Below are 20,049 nucleotides of genomic sequence, written 5' to 3'. Positions count from 1 at the left end.
GTGCCCGCTTTCAAGTAGTGCATGTGCTTTCTTTAAGTTTTCAGCGTTAATCGGTGTTAATGTTTCATTGTTATGTAAGCTGTACTGATAGTCTAGAAGGAGTTTATTTCTAAAAAGAAGAATTTTTTATTGTATTACTTTATCCCAAACTAAATGTAAAGGTGGATACATAATGACAGTAAAGAAGCTTTATTTCATCCCAGCAGGTCGTTGTATGTTAGATCATTCTTCTGTTAATGGTACACTCGCGCCGGGGAATTTATTGAACTTACCTGTATGGTGTTATCTTTTGGAGACAGAAGAGGGGCCTATTTTAGTAGATACAGGTATGCCAGAAAGTGCAGTTAATAATGAAGGGCTTTTTAACGGTACATTTGTTGAAGGACAGATTTTACCGAAAATGACTGAAGAAGATAGAATCGTGAATATATTAAAGCGTGTAGGGTATGAGCCGGACGACCTTTTATATATTATTAGTTCTCACTTACATTTTGATCATGCAGGAGGAAACGGTGCTTTTACAAATACACCGATTATTGTGCAGCGAACGGAATATGAGGCAGCACTTCATAGAGAAGAATATATGAAAGAATGTATATTACCGCATTTGAACTACAAAATTATTGAAGGGGATTATAAAGTGGTACCAGGTGTTCAATTATTGTATACGCCAGGTCATTCTCCAGGCCATCAGTCGTTATTCATTGAGACGGAGCAATCCGGTTCAGTTTTATTAACAATTGATGCATCGTACACGAAAGAGAATTTTGAAGATGAAGTGCCGTTCGCAGGATTTGATCCAGAATTAGCTTTATCTTCAATCAAACGTTTAAAAGGAGTTGTGGCGAAAGAGAAACCAATTGTTTTCTTTGGTCATGATATAGAGCAGGAAAAGGGTTGTAGAGTGTTCCCTGAGTATATATAGTGCAAAAAGTCATGAGTTCGCGTGCTCATGACTTTTTCGTTTAAATAATTTTTTTAAATAAATTATAAACTTTTTTTGAACTATCTTCGTTTAACTGATAGTACGTAAGTTTTACATCATCAGGAGTATCTTGCTGAGCAATCATCACTTCGCTGCTGTGATGATCAACTACCCATATGAAATATTTTTTATAAGTTCCATCCTCGAAAGTAATCCACATATCACAATCTATTAAGTCTGATCCTTCTTCATCTAATGTTAATTTACCTTTTTTTGCGGTATTCATACTGTTAATAAACGTTTTTAATTCATCTGTTTTTGTGAGAAAGATATCCTGTTTTGTTTTAATTGATTCTACATGTATATCTTTTATTTCCTGTTTTCCTAAAAAAACAGGGGGCTCATTTGGATCTCGCGAGCTTGAAATAATAGTAGCTTTCTTTTTCGGTTTATTTGCAGTATAGAGATCTTGAATAGATTTTCCCGAGTTTATAAACCATGCAATTCCAGAAAGAATTAATACGCTACCTAGCAATAAAATAAATTTTTTAATAGGATTTTCTCCTCTCTATTACTTCGTGTGAAGAGCTTTTCTATTAATATATGATAGGTAAGCATAAAGTATTATAGTTGAACTTGGTTATGCTTCACAGTTTTTATCGGGCGATCTATGAGTAAATTGTAAGTGAGCCCAATTAATACGAAAATGCCACCGATAACTTTACCAATTGAGAGTTCATTTGTCAGGAAGAAATCAATAATAGTCCCCGCAAATAATTGTCCGATAAAGATGAGTAATGTTAAATAAAAGGCTGATATTTTAGGAGTAATATAGTTGGATAATGAAATAACGATAACTCCTACTAATCCGCCTAAGTATACGGCGATAGGAATAGATTGCAACTTATGAATAGGGATATACAATGAATCTGAACTGAAAATTAAAAATAACATAGAGAAAAATAATCCAGTAATATAATTGAAAAACGTGCCTTCCCAGTTTCCAATTTCCTTTGCTAAATTCGCGTTAATAATTCTAGCAACAACGATAGAAACACCAGCTAAAATAGCGATCGTAATATATAACATTTTCTTGCCCCCATTAATAAATTGTCATGATTATAATTCCAGAAGAGATGAAACATAATCCAATTAGTTTTTTCTTTTCAAACTTTGCAACTTTCATTCCTAATAAGCCGAAATGATCAATAACGATGGAAGCAATAGATTGACCGAGTAAACTTAATGCGATCGTAATAGAAGCACCAAGGACGGAAAAACTTATATTGTTAAAAAGAACAGTGAATACTCCAATCGCTCCAGCGCTATATAAAAAAAGTGGAATACTTTTATCGAAACGAATTTTATTTTTGTTTATGATTAAAATGAAGATAACTGCAATTAAACCGACAAGGTGAATGACCACGCTTGCTGTGTACTTGCCAATTAACTCAGATAAAATTCCATTCAATGGAAGCATAACGGCGATGAGCACACCAATAAAGACAGAAAGAAAGTTATACAATGTAATATCCCCTTTGTATTTCATATTTGTAATGACTGTATCATGCTGAAATTGTGTATTGTTATGACATATGTCATAGTGGAAGAAGAAAATTTTGATTACAATGGGGATGAGTTGTAAAGGTGGGGAACTATGAAGAAAGTATGTAATTCTATTAAATTAGCAGAGTATATGAAGAAAAATAATATTGATTCATTTTTTAGTCATGATATGAAGCCATATATGGAACTTATATTTTTTAAAAAGAATGAGTTTATTTGTAGAGAAAATGAAGAGATAGATTATTTATATTTCTTTGTTGAAGGAAAAGCGAAAGCGTTTAACACATTAAGTAACGGGAAATCCGTATTACTGTGTTTTTATGATAGTTTGCAGTTACTTGGAGATGTAGAGTTAATTCATTCCCAAAGGATTACTTCAAATGTACAAGTAATGGCAGATTCATATTGTGTTGGTTTACCATTAGGAAAAGTGAGAAATCAGCTATTTCATGATGCGAAATTTTTAAGATGTATTTGTGGATCGTTAGCACATAAGTTAAATCGACTTTCAAAAAATAGTACAATTAATTTATTGTATCCGCTTGAAAATAGACTTGCGAGTTACATGTTAGCAGCAGGAGAACGGGCAGTACAGCACGGAAATAGAATTGTATTTAGTGGGAATTTAACGGAAACAGCGGAATTGTTAGGAACGAGCTATCGGCATTTGTTGCGCACATTAAATGTTTTTTGTGATAAAGAGATAATAAAGAAGAATGATGGTTGTTTTGAAGTAGTAAACGTGGAAGTTTTGGGAGAATTGGCAGCAGATGTTTATAAATAGGAGGAGAGTATAAATGATAACACCTATATTTAGAATTTTTGATATTGAAAAAGCAAAACTATTTTACTTAGGTTTTTTAGGATTTAAACTGGATTGGGAACATCGGTATGAGGAAAATATGCCATTATATTTGCAAATTTCGTTACAGGATGCTGTGATACATTTATCAGAACATCATGGTGATGCCTCACCAGGTGGTGCGATTCGGATCAAAATAGATGATGTAAAGGATTATCATTCTGTAGTATTAAGTAAAGAATATGCTTATTCGAAGCCGAATATAGAAAAAACACCTTGGGGTACAATTGAATTAACCGTAATTGATCCGTTTTCAAATAGAATTACACTATACGAGGAAAAATTGTAGAAATGGAATGAAGAGTAGTTCATAGAGCAGTGAACTGCTCTTTTTTATTTTGAGTAGATATTGAATCATATAAAAAGAAAATGTTATGATTATGGAAACGTATGAATATATGAACAAGTATTCATGCGTTTAAGAAGAGGAGGGATTAGAATGAAAGATCTAATTATTATTGGGGCGGGTCAAGCTGGATTAACAATGGGATATTACTTGAAGCAAGAAGGGCATAATTTTTTATTACTTGAGGCAGGAAAACGAGTTGGTGATTCATGGAGAAATCGATATGATTCTTTGCAGCTTTTTACCCCAAGGTCTTACAGTAGCTTGCCGGGTATGGCGTTAATAGGTGAAAAAAATGAATTTCCATATAAAGATGAAATTGCAACTTATTTAGAAGAATATGCAAGACATTTTCAATTACCGGTACAATTACAAACGGAAGTTCTAAAAATAAAGAAAGAAAAAGAAATATTTGAATTACATACTCCTACAGAAATTTTACAAACGAAAAAAGTTATTATCGCATCAGGTGCTTTTCAGCAACCGTTTATTCCCTCAGTTTCAGCAAATCTATCATCACATATTTTTCAAATACATTCATCACAATATAAATCACCATCACAAATTCCTAAGGGAAAAGTACTAGTAGTAGGTGGTGGGAATTCAGGAATGCAAATTGCAGTAGAACTGGCAAAGACTCATGAAGTTACGGTGTCTATTAGTCATCCTTTAACGTTTTTACCGTTACAACTTTTTGGAAAAAGTATTTTTAATCTGCTAGAAAAAGTGGGTTTATTGTACGCTGAAATAAATACAAAGAGGGGAAGATGGTTTCAGAAGAGAAAGGACCCTATTTTCGGTTTTGAAGGTAAGAAACTTATTCGTAATGGAGCAATCAAACTGCAAGAAAAAGTAGTAAGTGCATCAGGAAATAACATTATGTTTCAGAATGGTGATACTTATAGTGCAGAAAGCATTATATGGTCAACTGGTTTTGTTCAAAATTATAATTGGATTGAAATTGAACAGGCAGTGAATGAGAAAGGATTTCCTAATCATATAAAGGGAATCAGTCCAGTAAAAGGATTGTATTATATCGGTTTACCATGGCAATCTCAAAGGGGTTCCGCACTTATTTGTGGTGTAGGAAAGGATGCAGAGTATGTACTTTCTGAAATCAAAAAAATAGATCAGTAGCAATAACTACTGATCATCCATATGTACATGAATTAGGAGAGGTCAAACATTTATTAACTTTATTATAATAGATTTTCATAGGATTAAAAACTGAAAATTCAAATTTAATGTTGAGAAAGTTTTTTGTATCGAAATATATGAAAAAATAGGGATTTTTATTAAAACAGAAAAAGATATTTCTATTTTAGTAAATTATGATATAGTCTAAATAAGTGTGTTTTTCCATAAATGTAATTATTTTCATTGTAATTTTGTTTATATGAGGGAAGGAGAAGTAATTATGAAGTTTGATGATCAACGCTTACTAGGAGTCCGATTAGGTTCTGTACTTGTGACAGAGGAAAATCAATATTTAGTAATTAAGAAAAAAGATCATTATGCACTGTTAAATATACATAATTTAGAATGCACTCATGTTGAAGTGCAGTTAGAACATTTGGAAGAAATGTTGCGGGAAGATTTCCAAGAAAGTATAACGGAGATTATCGCACCAGAACATATAAAAATTGTTGCGAAAAATGTTATATAGATAAAGAAGCTGGAAGGAACAGCTTCTTTATTTTCATTATAAGGATAACGTTTTTACAACCTCACCAATGAAGTGTTTTCTTTTTTTGTTAGTTTGAAGTGAACTTTTGAAAAAATTTGTCTCGGTACATGTACATAACCCATGAGATTGTTATTAAAGAAATGATGATTTGTTTGTTTTTAATTGGTGCATTGAAAACAAGCCAACCAACTATATCAAATAACAAATGTAGCACGATTGAAAGAACTACAAATTGAAGTAACGTATTTAAAAATCTTTTCATAAAGTGTCCCCCTAAAATAATAGGTTTTATTAACAGTTTGATATAGTGATATTATACATTAAATGTGTATTGTGGTAAAATTTACATAAGTTAGTGAAATAAAGTAAATGAAAGTTAGTAAGGGGGGAACATTCATGGAATTCTGGATGGTTATACTGATAGTAGCTGTTGGTTTCATTTATATCGCTGAAAAATTAACTACAATTGAAAAGAAAAATGATGCGCGTTTAAAGAGAATTGAAGATAGATTACAATTAATTACGAAAGAAATGGGAATTATAGAAAGAGAACCTGAAATTAATAAAGAACTACGCCAGCTTGTAGAAGAAGGCAAAAAAATTACAGCAGTTAAGAGAGTAAGAGAAGCTTTTAGTTTTTCCTTACTAGAAGCGAAGCAATATGTTGATAAATTATAAAAAAGATCATCCATTTGGGTGATCTTTTTTACTGCACCATGCGTGTATTTACATAAGCCGCGATTATAAAGTGTCCAATTAGAGTGATAGGAATAACGATTGTGACATTAGGCGTAGTGAAGACACTACCGATTGTCGCAATGACACCAGCAATTAAATTATAAAGACCTACTATTTTTGATAGTTTCACTTTATCAGGCACGCGGCGTTCGTTGAATCCTGATAAGAGCCAAGTGTACTGCTTTACTCCGATGAAATAAGCTAGTGCAAATGAAATGATTGCTACTATAAATAATGTTGGTGAAGCGAAGAGAGTCATTGCAAACACCTCCGTTAATGGGCTATAAATAAATTATAGTCCGAATGTTATAATTTAACAAAATATAAATTTGGTTTTAAGTGTAATAGAAAAATAGAGTATTGGTAATGAGGGGAGATTAAGTATGAATATTGTGGAGTTTCAGAAGTATGTATCAAATTTCAGTAAAGAAAAAGGATTTCAAGATACAACAATTGAAGAGCGTACGATATATACGATGGCGGAATTAGGTGAATTGGCGGAAGTCATATTAAAGCGTGATACAATACAAGATGCGAAAAGAGAAATCGGTTTAGAAATGTTTGATGTAATTTGGAATGTATGTGATTTAGCAAATAAATTAAATATTGATTTAGAGAAGGCGTTTAAAGAAAAAATGAAAATTAATAAAAAGCGTGAATGGTAAGTAGAATTTTAATTTGTAAAGATGGGTGATATGAATGAAAAAGAAGCTTTTTATAGGGGGAATCTTTACTTTAATTAGTGTAATAAGTGTTGTCGTTTACTTAGTTTTTCAAGGCATATTCATTCCGAATCAAATAAGTGCTGATAAGTATGAAATAAAAGGTGTAGATGTCGCATCGTATCAAGGGGATATAGATTGGAGAGAGTTGGAAAAGCAAAATATGAAGTTTGCGTTTATAAAGGCGACTGAAGGAAGTTCGTTTGTGGATGAGTACTTTTCGAAAAATTGGAGGAATGCGAATAAGACAGATATGCGCATCGGAGCGTATCATTTTTTTAGTTTCGATAGTAAGGGTGAAACACAAGCAGAGCAATTTATACGAACTGTTCCAAAATATAAACAAGCACTGCCACCCGTGATTGATGTTGAGTTTTACGCTAACAAAAAAGATAATCCGCCTAAGCGTGAAGATGTTACGAAAGAGTTGGCGGTCATGATTGAAATGCTAGAAAAACATTACGATAAGAAAGTAATATTGTATGCAACGCAAGAGGCGTATGATTTATATATAAAGGATGCGTATCCAAAATGTAATATATGGATTCGTAGTGTTCTTACAAAACCGAGTTTATCTGATGAGAGAAAATGGACGTTTTGGCAATACACGAACCGCGGGAGATTAAGCGGTTATAATGGAAAAGAAAAGTATATTGATTTGAATGTATTTTATGGGAATGAGGAAGAGTTTGAGAATTATGGAATGAAAGATTAAGTTTTAAAGCGTACAAAATTTTGTACGCTTTTTTGTTAATTACATAAAAGTATGCAAATGAAGATGGAACAAACATTTGAGATAAATTGTCTAATATAGGTAATAACTATTTAGCTTGAAAGAAAGGGTTGATAACATGAAAAAGAATACGTTGTTAAAAGTAGGATTATGTGTAGGTTTACTAGGAACAATTCAATTTGTTAGCACAATTTCTTCTGTACAAGCATCACAAAAGGTAGAGAAAACAGTAATAAAAAATGAGACGGGAACCATTTCAATATCTCAGTTAAACAAGAATGTATGGGTTCATACGGAGTTAGGTTATTTTAATGGAGAAGCAGTTCCTTCGAACGGTCTAGTTCTTAATACTACTAAAGGACTAGTGCTTGTTGATTCTTCTTGGGATAACAAATTAACGAAGGAACTAATGGAAATGGTAGAAAAGAAATTTCAGAAGCGCATAACGGATGTCATTATTACACATGCGCACGCTGATCGAATTGGCGGAATAAAAACGTTGAAAGAAAGAGGAATTAAAGCGCATAGTACAGCATTAACCGCAGAACTAGCAAAGAACAGTGGATATGAAGAGCCGCTTGGAGATTTACAAATAATTACGAGTTTGAAGTTTGGCAATACAAAAGTAGAAACGTTCTATCCAGGGAAAGGACATACAGAAGATAATATTGTTGTTTGGTTGCCACAATATCAAATTTTAGCTGGAGGCTGTTTAGTAAAATCTGCGGAAGCTAAAGATTTAGGAAATGTTGCGGATGCGTATGTAAATGAATGGTCTACATCGATTGAGAATGTGCTGAAGCGATATGGAAATATAAATTCGGTAGTACCTGGTCATGGAGAAGTAGGAGACAAGGGATTACTTTTACATACATTGGATTTATTAAAATAAGAAATTGTAGAAATACAAAAGAAAGGAGAAATAATTTTCTCCTTTCTTTCTTCTAACTATATTTAAATGCTGAATCTGTCGATTACGTCAGCATATATTACTGAGATTTTAATTCCAAGTATACAAATACTAGTACTGTCATAATTGCAATAACAACGTAAGTAGCATCAAGCATTATAAGTGTTTTTAAAGTTTCAGTCATCGTAATTCACCCCTGTTATAAAAATATAACATGATCTTTTTATTGATTAGATTAGAGATCATAAAGATAAAATGTATATGAAATTTCTTAAGTAGCTTCTATATAAATATATCATATAAATAATGTAAGTAATGTTAAGATAGTGTAAATGTATTGTAAATAAAGAGGTTTACAATGAAGGCTTTAATAAAAAAAATGATAGTTCCTTAAAATGACAAATACGCTCTTCTTTCTATTGAATGATAGAAAGAAGAGCGTATTTGTATGTCTATTTTCATATGTAATGAATTGCAACTATTTGTACATGGGACTCAAAATTTTTTTCGTTTTATATATTTCTCCAAATTAATTAGCTATTTAAAAGTATCGAAAGATGTGTGCACACTAATGCTTATTTTTTAGTGTCAATAAAAATATTATGTCAACAATATGAACTGTCACAAATCTTTATATATTATTGTGATTGATATCACATCACTTTTTTTCAATGGGTATTATGCTTAAGGTGTAATGAATGATTGGGAGAGGGTGGGATGATATGTTTTGTTATCAATGTGAACAAACGCCAACAGGCGGATGTAAAGTAATGGGTGTTTGTGGGAAGAATGAAACGATTGCGAGTCTACAAGATACGATTGTGTTTGGGCTAAAAGGAATTGCAGCTTATCGCACACATGCTGCTCAGCTAGGGTATACGGATGGATTTGTAGATGCTACAACACAAGAAGCTTTATATATGACATTAACAAATTCTAATTTTAACGAACAAGAGCATATTGATATGGCTATGAAAGTGGGGAAATCAGCTTTACGGGTGATGGAATTATTAGATGAGGCACATACGAATCATTTTGGTGTGCCAGAACCTGTACAAATTACACAAAATCGTGTAGAAGGTAAAGCAATTGTAGTTACGGGCCATAATTTATTTGCATTAGAAGAACTATTAAAGCAAACAGAAGGAAAAGACATTAATATTTATACGCATTCTGAAATGCTACCAGCACACGGATACCCGCAACTGAAAAAATATAAACATTTAAAAGGAAACATCGGTAAGGCATGGTATGATCAAAGACGCCTTTTTGAAAAATTTACTGGTGCCATATTAGCTACAACGAACTGTGTTATGCCAATTAAAGGATCATACTCTGATCGATTCTTTTCATATGACATTGCAGGTTTAGAGGGTGTACAAAAAATTGAAAATGATGATTTTACACCATTGATTCAAAAAGCACTAGAACTTTCAGAAGTACATATGGAGTCGGATGAACAGTTAGTAACAGGGTTTCATCATAATACAGTATTATCATTAGCTCCGGAAATTATTAATGCAGTAAAAGAGGGGAAGATAAAGCGTTTCTTTGTTATTGCCGGTTGTGATGCACCGGGAAAAGGTGGAGAATATTATCGTGAATTAGCAACGTCACTTCCGCCAGAAACAGTTATTTTAACAACTTCTTGCGGGAAATTCCGCTTTAATGATGTGGATTACGGTGTTGTACCTGGTACCGAGATTCCGCGCTACATCGACTTAGGACAATGTAATAATTCCATTTCTACAGTGAAAATAGCAGCTACATTAGCTGATGCTTTCCAATGTGAAGTGAATGAATTGCCAGTAAGTATTGTGCTATCATGGTTTGAACAAAAAGCGGTTGCCATTTTACTCGGGCTATTTAGTCTTGGAATTCAAGATATTCGCATCGGTCCAAAGGCTCCTGAATTTATTTCACCTGGCGTGCTTGATGTATTACAAGAAACATTTGGTTTAAAACTAATTACAAATGCAGCAGAAGACATGGCTATGATGTTATCGTAACGGAAAAGATGTTTTCACTTAATTGTGGCTTTATAAATCATTTGTATGTGTGTGAGTAAACGCACATACAAATGATTATTAATAAAGAAAATCGCTATATCTATAAAATTTATAGAGCTTTTAAAGTATAACACCACATGCCCATCACCTTAAGATTTTAAGTATCCCCAAAACGAAATTTCTACATGAATATCTATAATTTTACCTCTTTTTCATTTGATTTGAAAATCAGCTTTCTATTTTAAAAAAACAACGATACCACCTCAAATTATAGGAATAAAATCCATTCATTTATTAGGAAAATGGATTGAAAATAATAAGGTAGACTAAAAAGTAAAATATTATTTATGATAATCATTCTTTTATAAAATTTAAATTGGAAATAGCCCTACTCATTTTGATTGCGCATTTTCAAAATGGAGGGGCTTTTTTTACTGTAAAATCAATAACTGCATCTTATTTTTGTTGAAAAAATTCTCATTCTTATTTTGAAAGTGATATGGGTACATTTACATGCACATCAATCTTTTATTATGAAGTGGATCTTGAATATATTGTTTTTTATTGACAGACATAAAAATGATTTATTTGCTGTATTGATAATTTATAGACGTTATAATAAAATGTTTATGTATATGTAAACTTAATTTATTTTCGTTTGGTTTTATTGTAAGGTTAGGCAGTGTTGATAACAATAAAATAATGAATATATCACCTGTAAAAAGAATGAAACCAATACGGAGAAGATGATTTCGTTAAAAATTCGAAAAATAAGCGTTATTAGCTCTTGAAGAAAAATGACTAGAAAAATTACAAGCATATGGAAAATAGGGTTATACAAAAAGTCCTAAAGGGGGACGGAATTATGGAGAAAAGAAAGTATTCAGTAACACCACAAGATCGAATGAATTATGTATTAGGTCTTTATTCTGCAGATCAACAAATTAATGCAGTTCTTTATTTTCCTGTAGGTATATCCAAGGAAATACTTGAAGAATCAGTAAGGATAACGTTGCAATTGCAACCAGTTTTGAACAGCCGGTTTGTAGAAAATGATATTCCTTACTGGGAGGAACATTCATCTGACACTAACTCATCTATTTGCTTTTTTGTAGAAGGAAATAATCAAGAACTTGAAATAATGGCAATAGATTTTATTAAGGAACCTGGTGATCGTATTCAGGGGCCTATGGTTCAAACGAAATTATTACGGGGCACTACAATAGATATGTTAGTTGTGAAATTGTCTCATCTATGTTCAGATGGTGCAGGAGTCAAGGAATATATAAAATTGCTTGGAACAATATATACTCACCTTTCATTGGGACGGTCTAAGAAGCAAATTATAAAGGAATTTGATGAGGGAAATGAGAGTTGTCGAGATCAATCACATGTATTCAAATACGCTGGAATATCGGACATAAAAAGTGCGTATCGACCTAACCAAGAACAACAGGCATCGTTATGGTCTTTTCCATCTCAACCTAACAAAAATAAATTTCCCCAAATGTCCGTACGGCGATTGAGCCATAAGCAAACTCTACGTTTAACCCAATGGACAAAAGCACAACAGGTTACCTTGAATGATGTAATCATGACTGCTTACTTCCGAGTTTTATCACATTTCACTGTGTATGCAGAACCTCGTACTGCAGAAAAAATGATTGGTTTGACAATTGATTTACGTCGATATCTGCCTAATAATACAACTGGTGCTATTTGCAACTTATCCGGTATGGAAATGCCAGTGATTAAAATGGAAGACGATGAAACATTTAAGCAGACTCTTGTTCGAGTTAAACAATCAATGGATAAAATAAAGTCTCAAAATCCAGGTCTTTCTTCAGCAGCAGGAATGGAGTTACTGGCAGAAATGAAGCTATCTACAGTGAAGGAAATGTATAATCAGCAATATGAACAGGCTGTACAGATGGGGATGGCGTTGCCATTACTGACAAATTTGGGAGTGATTGCTGAGGAACCTATTCAGTTTGGTCAAATTCAAGCTGAGGACGGGTATATGGCATCACCTATTATGTATGCACCATTCTTTTCAATGGGAGCAAGCTCTTATAATGGAAGGCTTACATTTACGATCGGTTATCATGCGCCGGATACATCAAAAGAAAAGGTAGAAAAATTTTTAGATAGTGTTGCTAATCAACTATCAGAAATAAAATAAAAGAGAATATAGAGAACAGATTTCTAACAGAATTGTATTTTAGGGGCTCGTATCATGTACGGATAATCTCTGGAAATTTTCTCTGACCGCACTTGCCTTTATGCTTTATATGCAATGGGAATGGTAGTGAGAAACAATTTGTATCGTGAAAAAACAAGATATATCGGTATAAAAACAATAAAACAGAGCTGATTTAAATTACACTTTGAATCAGTTCTGTTTTGCTAGTGTGATGGTCCTTACAATAAAAAAAGTAGGCTGTATCCGGTTAGGGTAAAGCGGATTTTTAATTTTTTTGAAAATAAAGTTGACATCCATAACTACTTAGTCATACAATATAGATGTAATAAGTGATACTGAATAGTTCAGATTCACAAAAACGGTTCAGTAAAAAATTCGCCTTAGTACTCTGTAATACTGAATATAAGTCAGACAGAATAGGGGGTAAAGGAGGATCAGAACATGGAAAATTTAACTGAAATGTTGAAAGGTTCACTGGAAGGGTGTGTGCTGGAAATCATTAGCCGCCGTGAAACGTATGGTTATGAGATTACTCGCCACCTGAATGATCTTGGGTTTACCGAAGTCGTGGAAGGAACGGTCTATACCATCCTCGTACGATTAGAGAAGAAAAAGCTTGTGAATATTGAAAAGAAACCATCAGATATGGGGCCGCCTCGTAAGTTTTATTCATTAAATGAAGCTGGCCGTCAGGAGCTTGAATTATTTTGGAGAAAATGGGATTTTGTATCGTCAAAAATTAACGTCTTGAAGTCAAACTAGCCTCATAATATAAAATGTTTCGGCCGATATTTTGAGAATTTCTTGTTCGGTTTTATAAAAAAGGAGGAAAATAAGATGTTAGAAATGTTCAAAAAGTTAATTGGTGATAAAAAAGAGTACAAAATGATGATGGCACGAGTTGAGGCTCTGCCAGAGGACTACCAATTTGTATTTAAGAAAATTCAAAACTACATGTGGAATTTTTCAGCGGGTAACGGGATGGATATGTTACACATACAGTATGAATTAATCGATTTGTTCGAAGCGGGTGCAGCGGAAGGAAGACAAGTGCTTGACATTACTGGGGATGACGTGGCTTCCTTTGCTGACGAACTAGTGGCAAATGCTAAAACTTACGTCTCCAAGTATCGTGAAGATTTGAATGAAAGTATTATGAAGAAATTGAGAAAAAAATAAATGGAATAAGTAGTACCGACTGATTAGCTGGTTACACATATGAATTGCCATCATAGCTATTCAGTTATATTTTTAATTCGGTACTAAGTAATACAGAATATCAGTGATACTAAATAGATAGAGGTAAATAAATAGTCTTCGCAAAACATTTTTATAGGGAGGAAAAAAGTATGAGTCATGCAGTGATTTCTGTAAAAGGCTTGAAAAAATCCTTTAAAGACAAGGAAGTTTTAAAAGGGGTAGATTTTGAGGTGCAGCGTGGAGAAATTTTCGCGCTGCTAGGCTCAAATGGAGCGGGAAAGACGACAACGGTCAACATCCTTTCGACACTAATGAAGCAAGATAGCGGTGAAGTAAGTATTTGTGGATTTGATGTACAGAGTCAACCAGATCATGTTCGTCAAAGTATCAGTTTGACAGGGCAGTTCGCAGCTTTAGACGGTATGCTGACTGGGAGGGAAAACTTGATAATGATCGCCAAATTACGTGGTGTTTCCAATCCCGCTCAAGTTGCTGACAATCTACTTGCAAGATTTAGCCTGACTGATGCGCCAAACCAAAGGGCAGATCAGTATTCAGGCGGGATGAAGCGCCGGCTTGATATCGCGATGAGTTTGATTGGGGCGCCAGCAGTTATTTTTCTTGACGAACCAACGACTGGACTTGATCCTGAAGCGCGAATCGAAGTGTGGGATACAGTCAAGGAACTTGCTGGTAGCGGTACAACTATTTTGCTTACGACTCAGTACTTGGAGGAAGCAGAACAACTGGCAGACCGTATCGCTATTTTGCATGGCGGAAAAATTATTACGACAGGTACTCTTGCTGAACTAAAAGAGATGTTCCCGCCAGCAAAAGTGGAGTATATCGAGAAGCAACCGACACTGGAAGAAATATTCCTTTCGATCATTGGCAAAAAGGAGGAGATGTAAATGAAAAGTAAAACAGGTGTATTACTAGGTCGTTTAATGCGTAACATTATGCGCAGTCCGGATACAATTATTACAGTAGCGATTACACCGATTATGATGATGCTATTATTTGTCTACGTGTTTGGCGGCGCAATAAAAACTGGAACGGAAAACTACGTTAATTATTTATTGCCGGGAATTTTGCTAATGGCTATCGCATCCGGTGTAGCTTACACTTCCGTGCGACTCTTTACGGATGTAAAGAGTGGGCTGATGGCACGTTTCATTACGATGCCTATTAAGCGCTCATCCATATTGTGGGCTCACGTTTTAACCTCTCTAGTTGCTAATGTACTTACTATCGTGGTGGTTATTCTTGTTGCACTCTTAATGGGTTTCCGTTCCAGTGCTAATATTCTAGATTGGCTCGCGGTAGCTGGGATACTTGGGATGTTTACGCTGGCGCTAACATGGCTAGCTATCATTCCAGGATTGAAAGCGAGGTCTATGGAAGGGGCGACTGCTTACTCGTACCCGCTAGTTTTTCTTCCATTTATTAGTTCGGCCTTTGTGCCTACCGAAACGATGCCAAAAATTGTTCGTGCATTTGCAGAGAATCAGCCTGTAACTTCAATCGTGAATGCGATTCGTGCTCTTTTATATGAAGGAACTGTTGGAAACGATATTTGGATTGCGCTCGCTTGGTGCGTAGGTATAATGATTATTTCTTACTTTTTCGCCAGTAAAGCATTTAAACGTCAGTTAGGGTAAGAAACGAGATAAACGAAACCTTCGGGAATAATATATATTTAGAAAAGCACGGGAGATTTTCCGTGCTTTTATTATTTATCATGCTCTCATTGTAGTAAATGAAATGGTATTTAAAAATAGAATAATTGTCCATAAAGCTTAATATTTGAGGCTCACTGCTTATGGAATGTATAAGCGCACTCGTTTTTGTAAATCTGCTAATACTTCATCGGGAATTTCTTTTATTTTTATATCCTTCCCTAGAAAAAGCAGCCAATTTATTATTTCCGTCATTTCATCGGGATTGTTAACATTGATAAAAGTTTGTAAAATGGCTGTGGATTGGTAAGGATTAGTATAAGATATTGAAATTTTTAAAGGATGGTATTTTTTGAACTGGGCAATTGCTGTCGGACCAAGTTCAAATACAAGGTTAATTGCTTCGTCCTTCTTACTTAGTTTTTCTAAAATCTTTTTCTTATTTAGCCTTTTGTTCGTCGTGTATGGTTCGATATTAATGAGATCATCGACAGGAAACATCATCTTCTTTTCTTTTTTTAAGTCAAACCCTTCAATGATCCAATGGCTTTTTTCTTGATAAAGGTGCAATAGATAAATTGGATAAGACTTGATTTCTTCATCTTCTTTCATAGTAATCAATAAATGGTTATCCAAAAGAAGGATTTGAATGAGTTTTTCTAACATAGGATGGGGGAGATCAGAAAGCTCAAGTAGATCGGGATTATGAGGGTTAGTCCCTTGGAAAAGCAAGAGTTGATTTAAAAGAACGAGATCATCTTGCTGGGTTTCTGAGATGAGTCCTAGTAGTTTTTCGGCTAAAGATTGACGACTCTTTAGGTAGGGAAGTTGTTGATTCCTCGTAGCCATAAAGGCAATAAAAAGAGCTTTCACTTCATTATCAGTAAAGCGAACAACGGGCAGGATAGAGTTGTGCATAACAAAATATCCCCCGGTCCTCCCAACTTCAGCGACAAGTGGCATTCCCATAGCTTCAATTTCTCTAATGTCTCTAATAGCTGTCGACCGTGATATGTTAAATTCTTGTATAATTTCAGAAATTGTAAAGTGAGAGCGGTTGTTGATATACCGCATAATTGTATTAATCCGTTCAACTTTTTTCATTTTAGTCTCCTAAACAGTATCATTTTTTGACATGGTTTAAAGGTATTATAAACGTATCAGATGAAAAGATAAATCGTTTGATTAATAAAAAAAGAGGCAGGTTTTGAATATGAAAAATTATTCTATAGAAGAAAAAGATAGCTTTATTGTGTTAGGTATTGGAACTGAAATTAAGAGTGAATACACAGACTTTGCTGGAATAAATAAAGAAAAGGACGACTTTTGGTCGGCTGTTAAAGAAGATGGAAGGCTGGACACTTTAAAAGCTTTAGCGACAAATGAATATATTTTTTCTGTGAGCGAAGCGGTGAATAACAAAATGATGTATTATGCGGGTGTCATGACAGAAGCACAAATAGAAGAAGAATCTAGAGTGATTCAGTTTCCGAGGGGAGAATACTTAGTAGTAAAAGGGGAAGACAAAACAGCTGAAGAGTTAAGTAATAAGTTGACTGGCATCGCCTTCGGTCAAGCTTTACCAGATGCAAATGAGTTTGCTTATGTTGGTGGACCAAATACGACGGTTGAGATGGGGAAAAGAAACGGCTTAGTGTTTGGTGAAATGTGGATTCCAGTTGTAAGGAAGTAAAGTGATAAAAGATACGAATATGGGAAGTAGAGGCTAACAATCTTGGATTGTTGGCCTTTTTAACATGAATATAATATTCATGTGCTGCTACACAGTATGTTCTGATAAAATGGAATGAAAGGGAATTACTGTAAGGTGGTGGTGGGGTGAATAAAAAAAGGCTATTTGAGCTATTCATAGTAACGTTTGTTTTTCTATTCCTTCATGTAAGTACATTTACAAATGAGAAGTTTAACGATAAATTGGGTGCTTTTACTTACATTGTTTTATTTCTTATGCTTACTATCAACGCTATATTTATAGAAAGGTATTTTGGTGATATACAAAAGTGGATTCGAAATATTACATGTTGCTTTGCTTTATTCGTAGTGGTTTTAGTAGCTCTATGGATAGGTTATTTTTAGTCCTTACTTAAGAGAATGAGAAATATGTGATTACACTACATTTGATCCGATACTATTACTTAGCTGCATCGGTTTATATTAATCTTTTCTCTCCTCAATCATGATAAAATGTACAATAGGAAATTTTATGTAAGATAAAGAAGGAAGGTTTATGGTGAGCCTGAGTACTTTGCTAGCTTTTGCGCTTGTTTTACTTAGTATGGTTTGTTCACCTGGGCCTATTTTGATTTATCTTATTTCTCGTTCCATTACGTAGGGGCGTATGGCAGGATTTATTTTTTTTATTGAGCATCATGCTTGGATTTGTAATTCATATAAATGAAGCGACTTTAGTATTCACTCAAAAATCCATTGTCTATGAAACAACTAGATTTGTAAACGGCTTTAATAGAAAGATGTCTATTGTATTTTTTGCGGCAAGATTAAATAGCTTTTTTGTTACTTTACAATAAAGTATACTTAATATCAGTAATTCATGTAATTAGGGGTGGTTTCTATATTTAGAGAAAATACAAAAAGGATACTTCTGTCATTAGTAACAAATCCAATACTAATAATTGTATACGGAATTTTTTGTTATGAGTTGGCCTTATACTGTAAGTACGGAAGAATGAATTATAATATTTACATTTTGTTATTATGTATAGTACTTTTTATATCCATAACTACATTTACTACAATGCGGGTGATAAAAAATAGAGAATATGAATCTAAAAAATTAACAAATTCAATAGCATGGAGATCCATTTCTATTATCATTATTGTTGCAATTACATCATTTTATGGGATGCAGATTTATAAAAGTGCAATAAATTACAATGGTAAATTGGCATGGTTTATAGAAAAGTTAAAACATGAAAGGTCAGTTAAACTTAAACATAATAATATATATAAGTCTGGAGTAGAAGGTATTTTTGAAGATATAAATAAAAAATATCCTTTGCCAAAGAAATTGTATATGGCAACTGATTTTGATCTTACATTTCATTCAGATGGAACAATCACAGCGTTTGATACATTTGTTTATGGGAAAAATGATGATGGGAAAGAAGAAACTTATTTAATCTCTTATAATAAGAAGAAGTCAGAAAATATTACTATAATACGAGACGGATACGCAAAGCCTGATTATAATGATGATAAATTAGTAGAACCTTTAATTGAAACGGTTAAGGCGATTCCAGTTAAGCAAACGGTTAGAAAATGGAATGAAAGTAAGTATGGGTTGATTTATTATGGAAAAAGAAATTGGGGATCCAATACAGAGGGAATTATTAATATTACTGAGGATGGTAAGGGACAGAGTCTTAAAAAAGCAGCTTCTGATATCATTGGATATACTGTATCTATATTTGTCCCTGGAAAAGAGCAAGAGCTAGTCCCTGCTAGATATAATTTAATAAGTGACGCAAGTTGGAGTAAATCAAAGACGCCTCCAAAAGAAGATATGCTTAAAGAGAAGAAACAACAAGATTTAAAGAATGAAAAAGAACAGTTTTTCCTATCGAAAGAAGTTGGTTATAAACTAAATATGACAGATAAAGCATTAGGGAGCGCCTTTTATTCATTAAGCAAGACTAGTGATGAAGGGAAAACATGGGAGGTTATCAATCCAGACCCATTTAATGGGGGGATTGGTAGTGTATCAGGAATCACTTTTATAAATGATAAACTTGGGTTTTTAGGAGCAATTAGGCCTTCTGGTAATGAAGGAGAGTTATATCGCACAGATGATGGGGGAGTATCTTTCAAAAAGGTAGAATATCCGCCGCATGAAGTGAAATTAGATCATACACAGTCCACAATAAGTCCTTTTGATTCACCTAGTATGCCATATGAGAAAGATGGGGTTTTTAATATGTTAGTTGGACAAGGGGCAGATGTAGACTACAATGGCGATAGTAGTGCACTTTATCAATCAAAAGATAACGGAGAGACATGGGAATTTGTAGAAGAAGTGAAAAAGAAATAATCAGAATTTTTTTGAAAAATAAGGTAACTACTTAGCTATACATTTTATTTAGAAGTTTGGTAAGGGGTATAATTCCAGCCATGAAGATAAAAATGGACCTATACCTCGCTGCCTTTCTTTGTTTTATTTCTTATGCTTACTACCAACGCTATATTTATAGAAAGGTATTTTGGTGATATACAAAAATGGATTCGAAATACCACATGTTGTTTTGCTTTATTTGTAGTGGTTTTAGTAGCTCTATGGATAGGGTACTCTTAGATCCTTACTTAAGAGAATGAGAAGTATGTGATTACAATACATTCAATCCGATAATATTACTTAGCTGCATCGTTTTATATTAATCTTTTCTCTCCTCAATCATGATAAAATGTACAATAGGAAATTTTATGTAAAATAA

At 33.6% G+C, this 20,049-nt stretch carries 24 protein-coding genes and 2 pseudogenes; 20 read left to right on the top strand and 6 right to left on the bottom strand.

What is annotated here, in order from left to right:
* Positions 1-172: 172 nt before the first annotated feature.
* The gene (gene aiiA / locus M1D73_RS17690; RefSeq protein WP_059303559.1) at positions 173-925 is read left to right on the top strand and encodes a quorum-quenching N-acyl homoserine lactonase AiiA; all 753 of its coding nucleotides are present in this window, start codon (positions 173-175) and stop codon (positions 923-925) included.
* 40 nt (positions 926-965) lie between these two features.
* Here aiiA and M1D73_RS17685 read toward each other — a convergent pair whose 3' ends face one another.
* From M1D73_RS17685 to M1D73_RS17675, 3 genes are all read right to left on the bottom strand, one after another.
* Positions 966-1,460, bottom strand: a complete 495-nt coding sequence (locus tag M1D73_RS17685) for a hypothetical protein (protein WP_059303560.1) — start codon at positions 1,458-1,460, stop codon at positions 966-968.
* Positions 1,461-1,549: 89 nt separating this feature from the next.
* Positions 1,550-2,014: a DMT family transporter gene (locus M1D73_RS17680; protein ID WP_000965811.1), complete on the bottom strand. Its 465-nt coding sequence runs from the start codon at positions 2,012-2,014 to the stop codon at positions 1,550-1,552.
* A 13-nt stretch (positions 2,015-2,027) separates the two neighbouring features.
* A complete protein-coding gene (locus M1D73_RS17675) occupies positions 2,028-2,474 on the bottom strand; it encodes a DMT family transporter (protein WP_002039063.1) in 447 nt (148 codons plus the stop codon).
* Positions 2,475-2,582: 108 nt separating this feature from the next.
* Here M1D73_RS17675 and M1D73_RS17670 point away from each other — a divergent pair, with 108 nt between their 5' ends.
* The 4 genes from M1D73_RS17670 (at position 2,583) to M1D73_RS17655 (ending at position 5,365) form a co-directional block, all read left to right on the top strand.
* Positions 2,583-3,275: a cyclic nucleotide-binding domain-containing protein gene (locus M1D73_RS17670; RefSeq protein WP_000754832.1), complete on the top strand. Its 693-nt coding sequence runs from the start codon at positions 2,583-2,585 to the stop codon at positions 3,273-3,275.
* 13 nt (positions 3,276-3,288) lie between these two features.
* Complete coding sequence (locus M1D73_RS17665; protein WP_000632406.1) at positions 3,289-3,642, top strand: glyoxalase superfamily protein; 354 nt, start codon at positions 3,289-3,291, stop codon at positions 3,640-3,642.
* A 150-nt stretch (positions 3,643-3,792) separates the two neighbouring features.
* Positions 3,793-4,836, top strand: a complete 1,044-nt coding sequence (locus tag M1D73_RS17660) for a flavin-containing monooxygenase (protein ID WP_059303561.1) — start codon at positions 3,793-3,795, stop codon at positions 4,834-4,836.
* Between the two features lie 280 nt (positions 4,837-5,116).
* On the top strand, positions 5,117-5,365 hold the full coding sequence (locus M1D73_RS17655; protein ID WP_000666948.1) for a hypothetical protein: 249 nt from the start codon (positions 5,117-5,119) through the stop codon (positions 5,363-5,365).
* Positions 5,366-5,453: 88 nt separating this feature from the next.
* Here M1D73_RS17655 and M1D73_RS17650 read toward each other — a convergent pair whose 3' ends face one another.
* A complete protein-coding gene (locus tag M1D73_RS17650; RefSeq protein ID WP_000819660.1) occupies positions 5,454-5,648 on the bottom strand; it encodes a hypothetical protein in 195 nt (64 codons plus the stop codon).
* A gap of 134 nt (positions 5,649-5,782) precedes the next feature.
* Here M1D73_RS17650 and M1D73_RS17645 point away from each other — a divergent pair, with 134 nt between their 5' ends.
* Complete coding sequence (locus tag M1D73_RS17645; protein ID WP_000397725.1) at positions 5,783-6,064, top strand: hypothetical protein; 282 nt, start codon at positions 5,783-5,785, stop codon at positions 6,062-6,064.
* Positions 6,065-6,092: 28 nt separating this feature from the next.
* Here M1D73_RS17645 and M1D73_RS17640 read toward each other — a convergent pair whose 3' ends face one another.
* The gene (locus M1D73_RS17640) at positions 6,093-6,383 is read right to left on the bottom strand and encodes a DUF3784 domain-containing protein (RefSeq protein ID WP_000171773.1); all 291 of its coding nucleotides are present in this window, start codon (positions 6,381-6,383) and stop codon (positions 6,093-6,095) included.
* Positions 6,384-6,507: 124 nt separating this feature from the next.
* On the opposite strand from M1D73_RS17640, the gene M1D73_RS17635 reads away from it, so the two are divergent.
* The 9 genes from M1D73_RS17635 to M1D73_RS17595 all read left to right on the top strand — a co-directional run bounded on the left by M1D73_RS17635 (position 6,508) and on the right by M1D73_RS17595 (position 15,562).
* Positions 6,508-6,789, top strand: a complete 282-nt coding sequence (locus tag M1D73_RS17635; RefSeq protein WP_033695754.1) for a MazG nucleotide pyrophosphohydrolase domain-containing protein — start codon at positions 6,508-6,510, stop codon at positions 6,787-6,789.
* Between the two features lie 34 nt (positions 6,790-6,823).
* Positions 6,824-7,561, top strand: coding sequence for a glycoside hydrolase family 25 protein (locus M1D73_RS17630; RefSeq protein WP_000727665.1), 738 nt, complete (start codon positions 6,824-6,826; stop codon positions 7,559-7,561).
* Between the two features lie 136 nt (positions 7,562-7,697).
* Positions 7,698-8,471, top strand: coding sequence for a BcII family subclass B1 metallo-beta-lactamase (gene bla2, locus M1D73_RS17625; protein WP_000742478.1), 774 nt, complete (start codon positions 7,698-7,700; stop codon positions 8,469-8,471).
* 740 nt (positions 8,472-9,211) lie between these two features.
* Positions 9,212-10,498, top strand: coding sequence for a hydroxylamine reductase (hcp, locus tag M1D73_RS17620; RefSeq protein WP_121868261.1), 1,287 nt, complete (start codon positions 9,212-9,214; stop codon positions 10,496-10,498).
* 865 nt (positions 10,499-11,363) lie between these two features.
* Positions 11,364-12,680 carry a condensation domain-containing protein gene (locus M1D73_RS17615; RefSeq protein ID WP_121868227.1) on the top strand — a complete coding sequence of 439 codons (1,317 nt, stop codon included), beginning with the start codon at positions 11,364-11,366 and terminating at the stop codon, positions 12,678-12,680.
* Between the two features lie 462 nt (positions 12,681-13,142).
* Positions 13,143-13,463, top strand: a complete 321-nt coding sequence (locus M1D73_RS17610; protein WP_000429484.1) for a PadR family transcriptional regulator — start codon at positions 13,143-13,145, stop codon at positions 13,461-13,463.
* A gap of 75 nt (positions 13,464-13,538) precedes the next feature.
* Positions 13,539-13,880 carry a DUF1048 domain-containing protein gene (locus M1D73_RS17605; RefSeq protein WP_000891986.1) on the top strand — a complete coding sequence of 114 codons (342 nt, stop codon included), beginning with the start codon at positions 13,539-13,541 and terminating at the stop codon, positions 13,878-13,880.
* Between the two features lie 170 nt (positions 13,881-14,050).
* Positions 14,051-14,812 carry an ABC transporter ATP-binding protein gene (locus M1D73_RS17600; RefSeq protein ID WP_121868228.1) on the top strand — a complete coding sequence of 254 codons (762 nt, stop codon included), beginning with the start codon at positions 14,051-14,053 and terminating at the stop codon, positions 14,810-14,812.
* Entirely contained in the window at positions 14,813-15,562 is a 750-nt protein-coding gene (locus tag M1D73_RS17595) for an ABC transporter permease (protein WP_000837815.1), read from the top strand.
* 159 nt (positions 15,563-15,721) lie between these two features.
* Here the strand turns inward: M1D73_RS17595 and M1D73_RS17590 are convergent, their stop codons facing one another.
* On the bottom strand, positions 15,722-16,684 hold the full coding sequence (locus tag M1D73_RS17590) for a helix-turn-helix transcriptional regulator (RefSeq protein ID WP_000755021.1): 963 nt from the start codon (positions 16,682-16,684) through the stop codon (positions 15,722-15,724).
* Between the two features lie 109 nt (positions 16,685-16,793).
* On the opposite strand from M1D73_RS17590, the gene M1D73_RS17585 reads away from it, so the two are divergent.
* The 5 genes and pseudogenes from M1D73_RS17585 to M1D73_RS17565 form a co-directional block, all read left to right on the top strand.
* Positions 16,794-17,273, top strand: coding sequence for a GyrI-like domain-containing protein (locus M1D73_RS17585; protein WP_002026664.1), 480 nt, complete (start codon positions 16,794-16,796; stop codon positions 17,271-17,273).
* Between the two features lie 146 nt (positions 17,274-17,419).
* Entirely contained in the window at positions 17,420-17,677 is a 258-nt protein-coding gene (locus tag M1D73_RS17580) for a DUF3963 domain-containing protein (RefSeq protein ID WP_001036206.1), read from the top strand.
* 151 nt (positions 17,678-17,828) lie between these two features.
* Positions 17,829-17,994 (top strand): annotated as a pseudogene (locus M1D73_RS17575) (LysE family translocator); the annotation flags it as partial.
* A gap of 170 nt (positions 17,995-18,164) precedes the next feature.
* Positions 18,165-19,649 carry a WD40/YVTN/BNR-like repeat-containing protein gene (locus M1D73_RS17570; protein ID WP_310794526.1) on the top strand — a complete coding sequence of 495 codons (1,485 nt, stop codon included), beginning with the start codon at positions 18,165-18,167 and terminating at the stop codon, positions 19,647-19,649.
* A gap of 105 nt (positions 19,650-19,754) precedes the next feature.
* A pseudogene (locus M1D73_RS17565) lies at positions 19,755-19,910 on the top strand (DUF3963 domain-containing protein); the annotation flags it as partial.
* Positions 19,911-20,049 lie beyond the last annotated feature (139 nt).

This window comes from Bacillus sp. PK3-067, assembly GCF_056738645.1.
Note: the sequence above shows the minus strand (reverse complement) of the source record. Positions and strands in the feature narration are given on the sequence as shown.

Bases quoted from the DNA above. Each gene is read 5' to 3' on its own strand.
- M1D73_RS17655 (WP_000666948.1), top strand. From the start codon at position 5,117: ATGAAGTTTGATGATCAACGCTTACTAGGAGTCCGATTAGGTTCTGTA.
- M1D73_RS17670 (WP_000754832.1), top strand. From the start codon at position 2,583: ATGAAGAAAGTATGTAATTCTATTAAATTAGCAGAGTATATGAAGAAA.
- M1D73_RS17680 (WP_000965811.1), bottom strand. From the start codon at position 2,014: ATGTTATATATTACGATCGCTATTTTAGCTGGTGTTTCTATCGTTGTT.
- M1D73_RS17605 (WP_000891986.1), top strand. From the start codon at position 13,539: ATGTTAGAAATGTTCAAAAAGTTAATTGGTGATAAAAAAGAGTACAAA.
- M1D73_RS17615 (WP_121868227.1), top strand. From the start codon at position 11,364: ATGGAGAAAAGAAAGTATTCAGTAACACCACAAGATCGAATGAATTAT.
- M1D73_RS17585 (WP_002026664.1), top strand. From the start codon at position 16,794: ATGAAAAATTATTCTATAGAAGAAAAAGATAGCTTTATTGTGTTAGGT.
- M1D73_RS17595 (WP_000837815.1), top strand. From the start codon at position 14,813: ATGAAAAGTAAAACAGGTGTATTACTAGGTCGTTTAATGCGTAACATT.
- M1D73_RS17645 (WP_000397725.1), top strand. From the start codon at position 5,783: ATGGAATTCTGGATGGTTATACTGATAGTAGCTGTTGGTTTCATTTAT.
- M1D73_RS17610 (WP_000429484.1), top strand. From the start codon at position 13,143: ATGGAAAATTTAACTGAAATGTTGAAAGGTTCACTGGAAGGGTGTGTG.
- hcp (WP_121868261.1), top strand. From the start codon at position 9,212: ATGTTTTGTTATCAATGTGAACAAACGCCAACAGGCGGATGTAAAGTA.
- bla2 (WP_000742478.1), top strand. From the start codon at position 7,698: ATGAAAAAGAATACGTTGTTAAAAGTAGGATTATGTGTAGGTTTACTA.
- aiiA (WP_059303559.1), top strand. From the start codon at position 173: ATGACAGTAAAGAAGCTTTATTTCATCCCAGCAGGTCGTTGTATGTTA.
- M1D73_RS17590 (WP_000755021.1), bottom strand. From the start codon at position 16,684: ATGAAAAAAGTTGAACGGATTAATACAATTATGCGGTATATCAACAAC.
- M1D73_RS17635 (WP_033695754.1), top strand. From the start codon at position 6,508: ATGAATATTGTGGAGTTTCAGAAGTATGTATCAAATTTCAGTAAAGAA.
- M1D73_RS17650 (WP_000819660.1), bottom strand. From the start codon at position 5,648: ATGAAAAGATTTTTAAATACGTTACTTCAATTTGTAGTTCTTTCAATC.
- M1D73_RS17665 (WP_000632406.1), top strand. From the start codon at position 3,289: ATGATAACACCTATATTTAGAATTTTTGATATTGAAAAAGCAAAACTA.
- M1D73_RS17630 (WP_000727665.1), top strand. From the start codon at position 6,824: ATGAAAAAGAAGCTTTTTATAGGGGGAATCTTTACTTTAATTAGTGTA.
- M1D73_RS17640 (WP_000171773.1), bottom strand. From the start codon at position 6,383: ATGACTCTCTTCGCTTCACCAACATTATTTATAGTAGCAATCATTTCA.
- M1D73_RS17600 (WP_121868228.1), top strand. From the start codon at position 14,051: ATGAGTCATGCAGTGATTTCTGTAAAAGGCTTGAAAAAATCCTTTAAA.
- M1D73_RS17660 (WP_059303561.1), top strand. From the start codon at position 3,793: ATGAAAGATCTAATTATTATTGGGGCGGGTCAAGCTGGATTAACAATG.
- M1D73_RS17675 (WP_002039063.1), bottom strand. From the start codon at position 2,474: ATGAAATACAAAGGGGATATTACATTGTATAACTTTCTTTCTGTCTTT.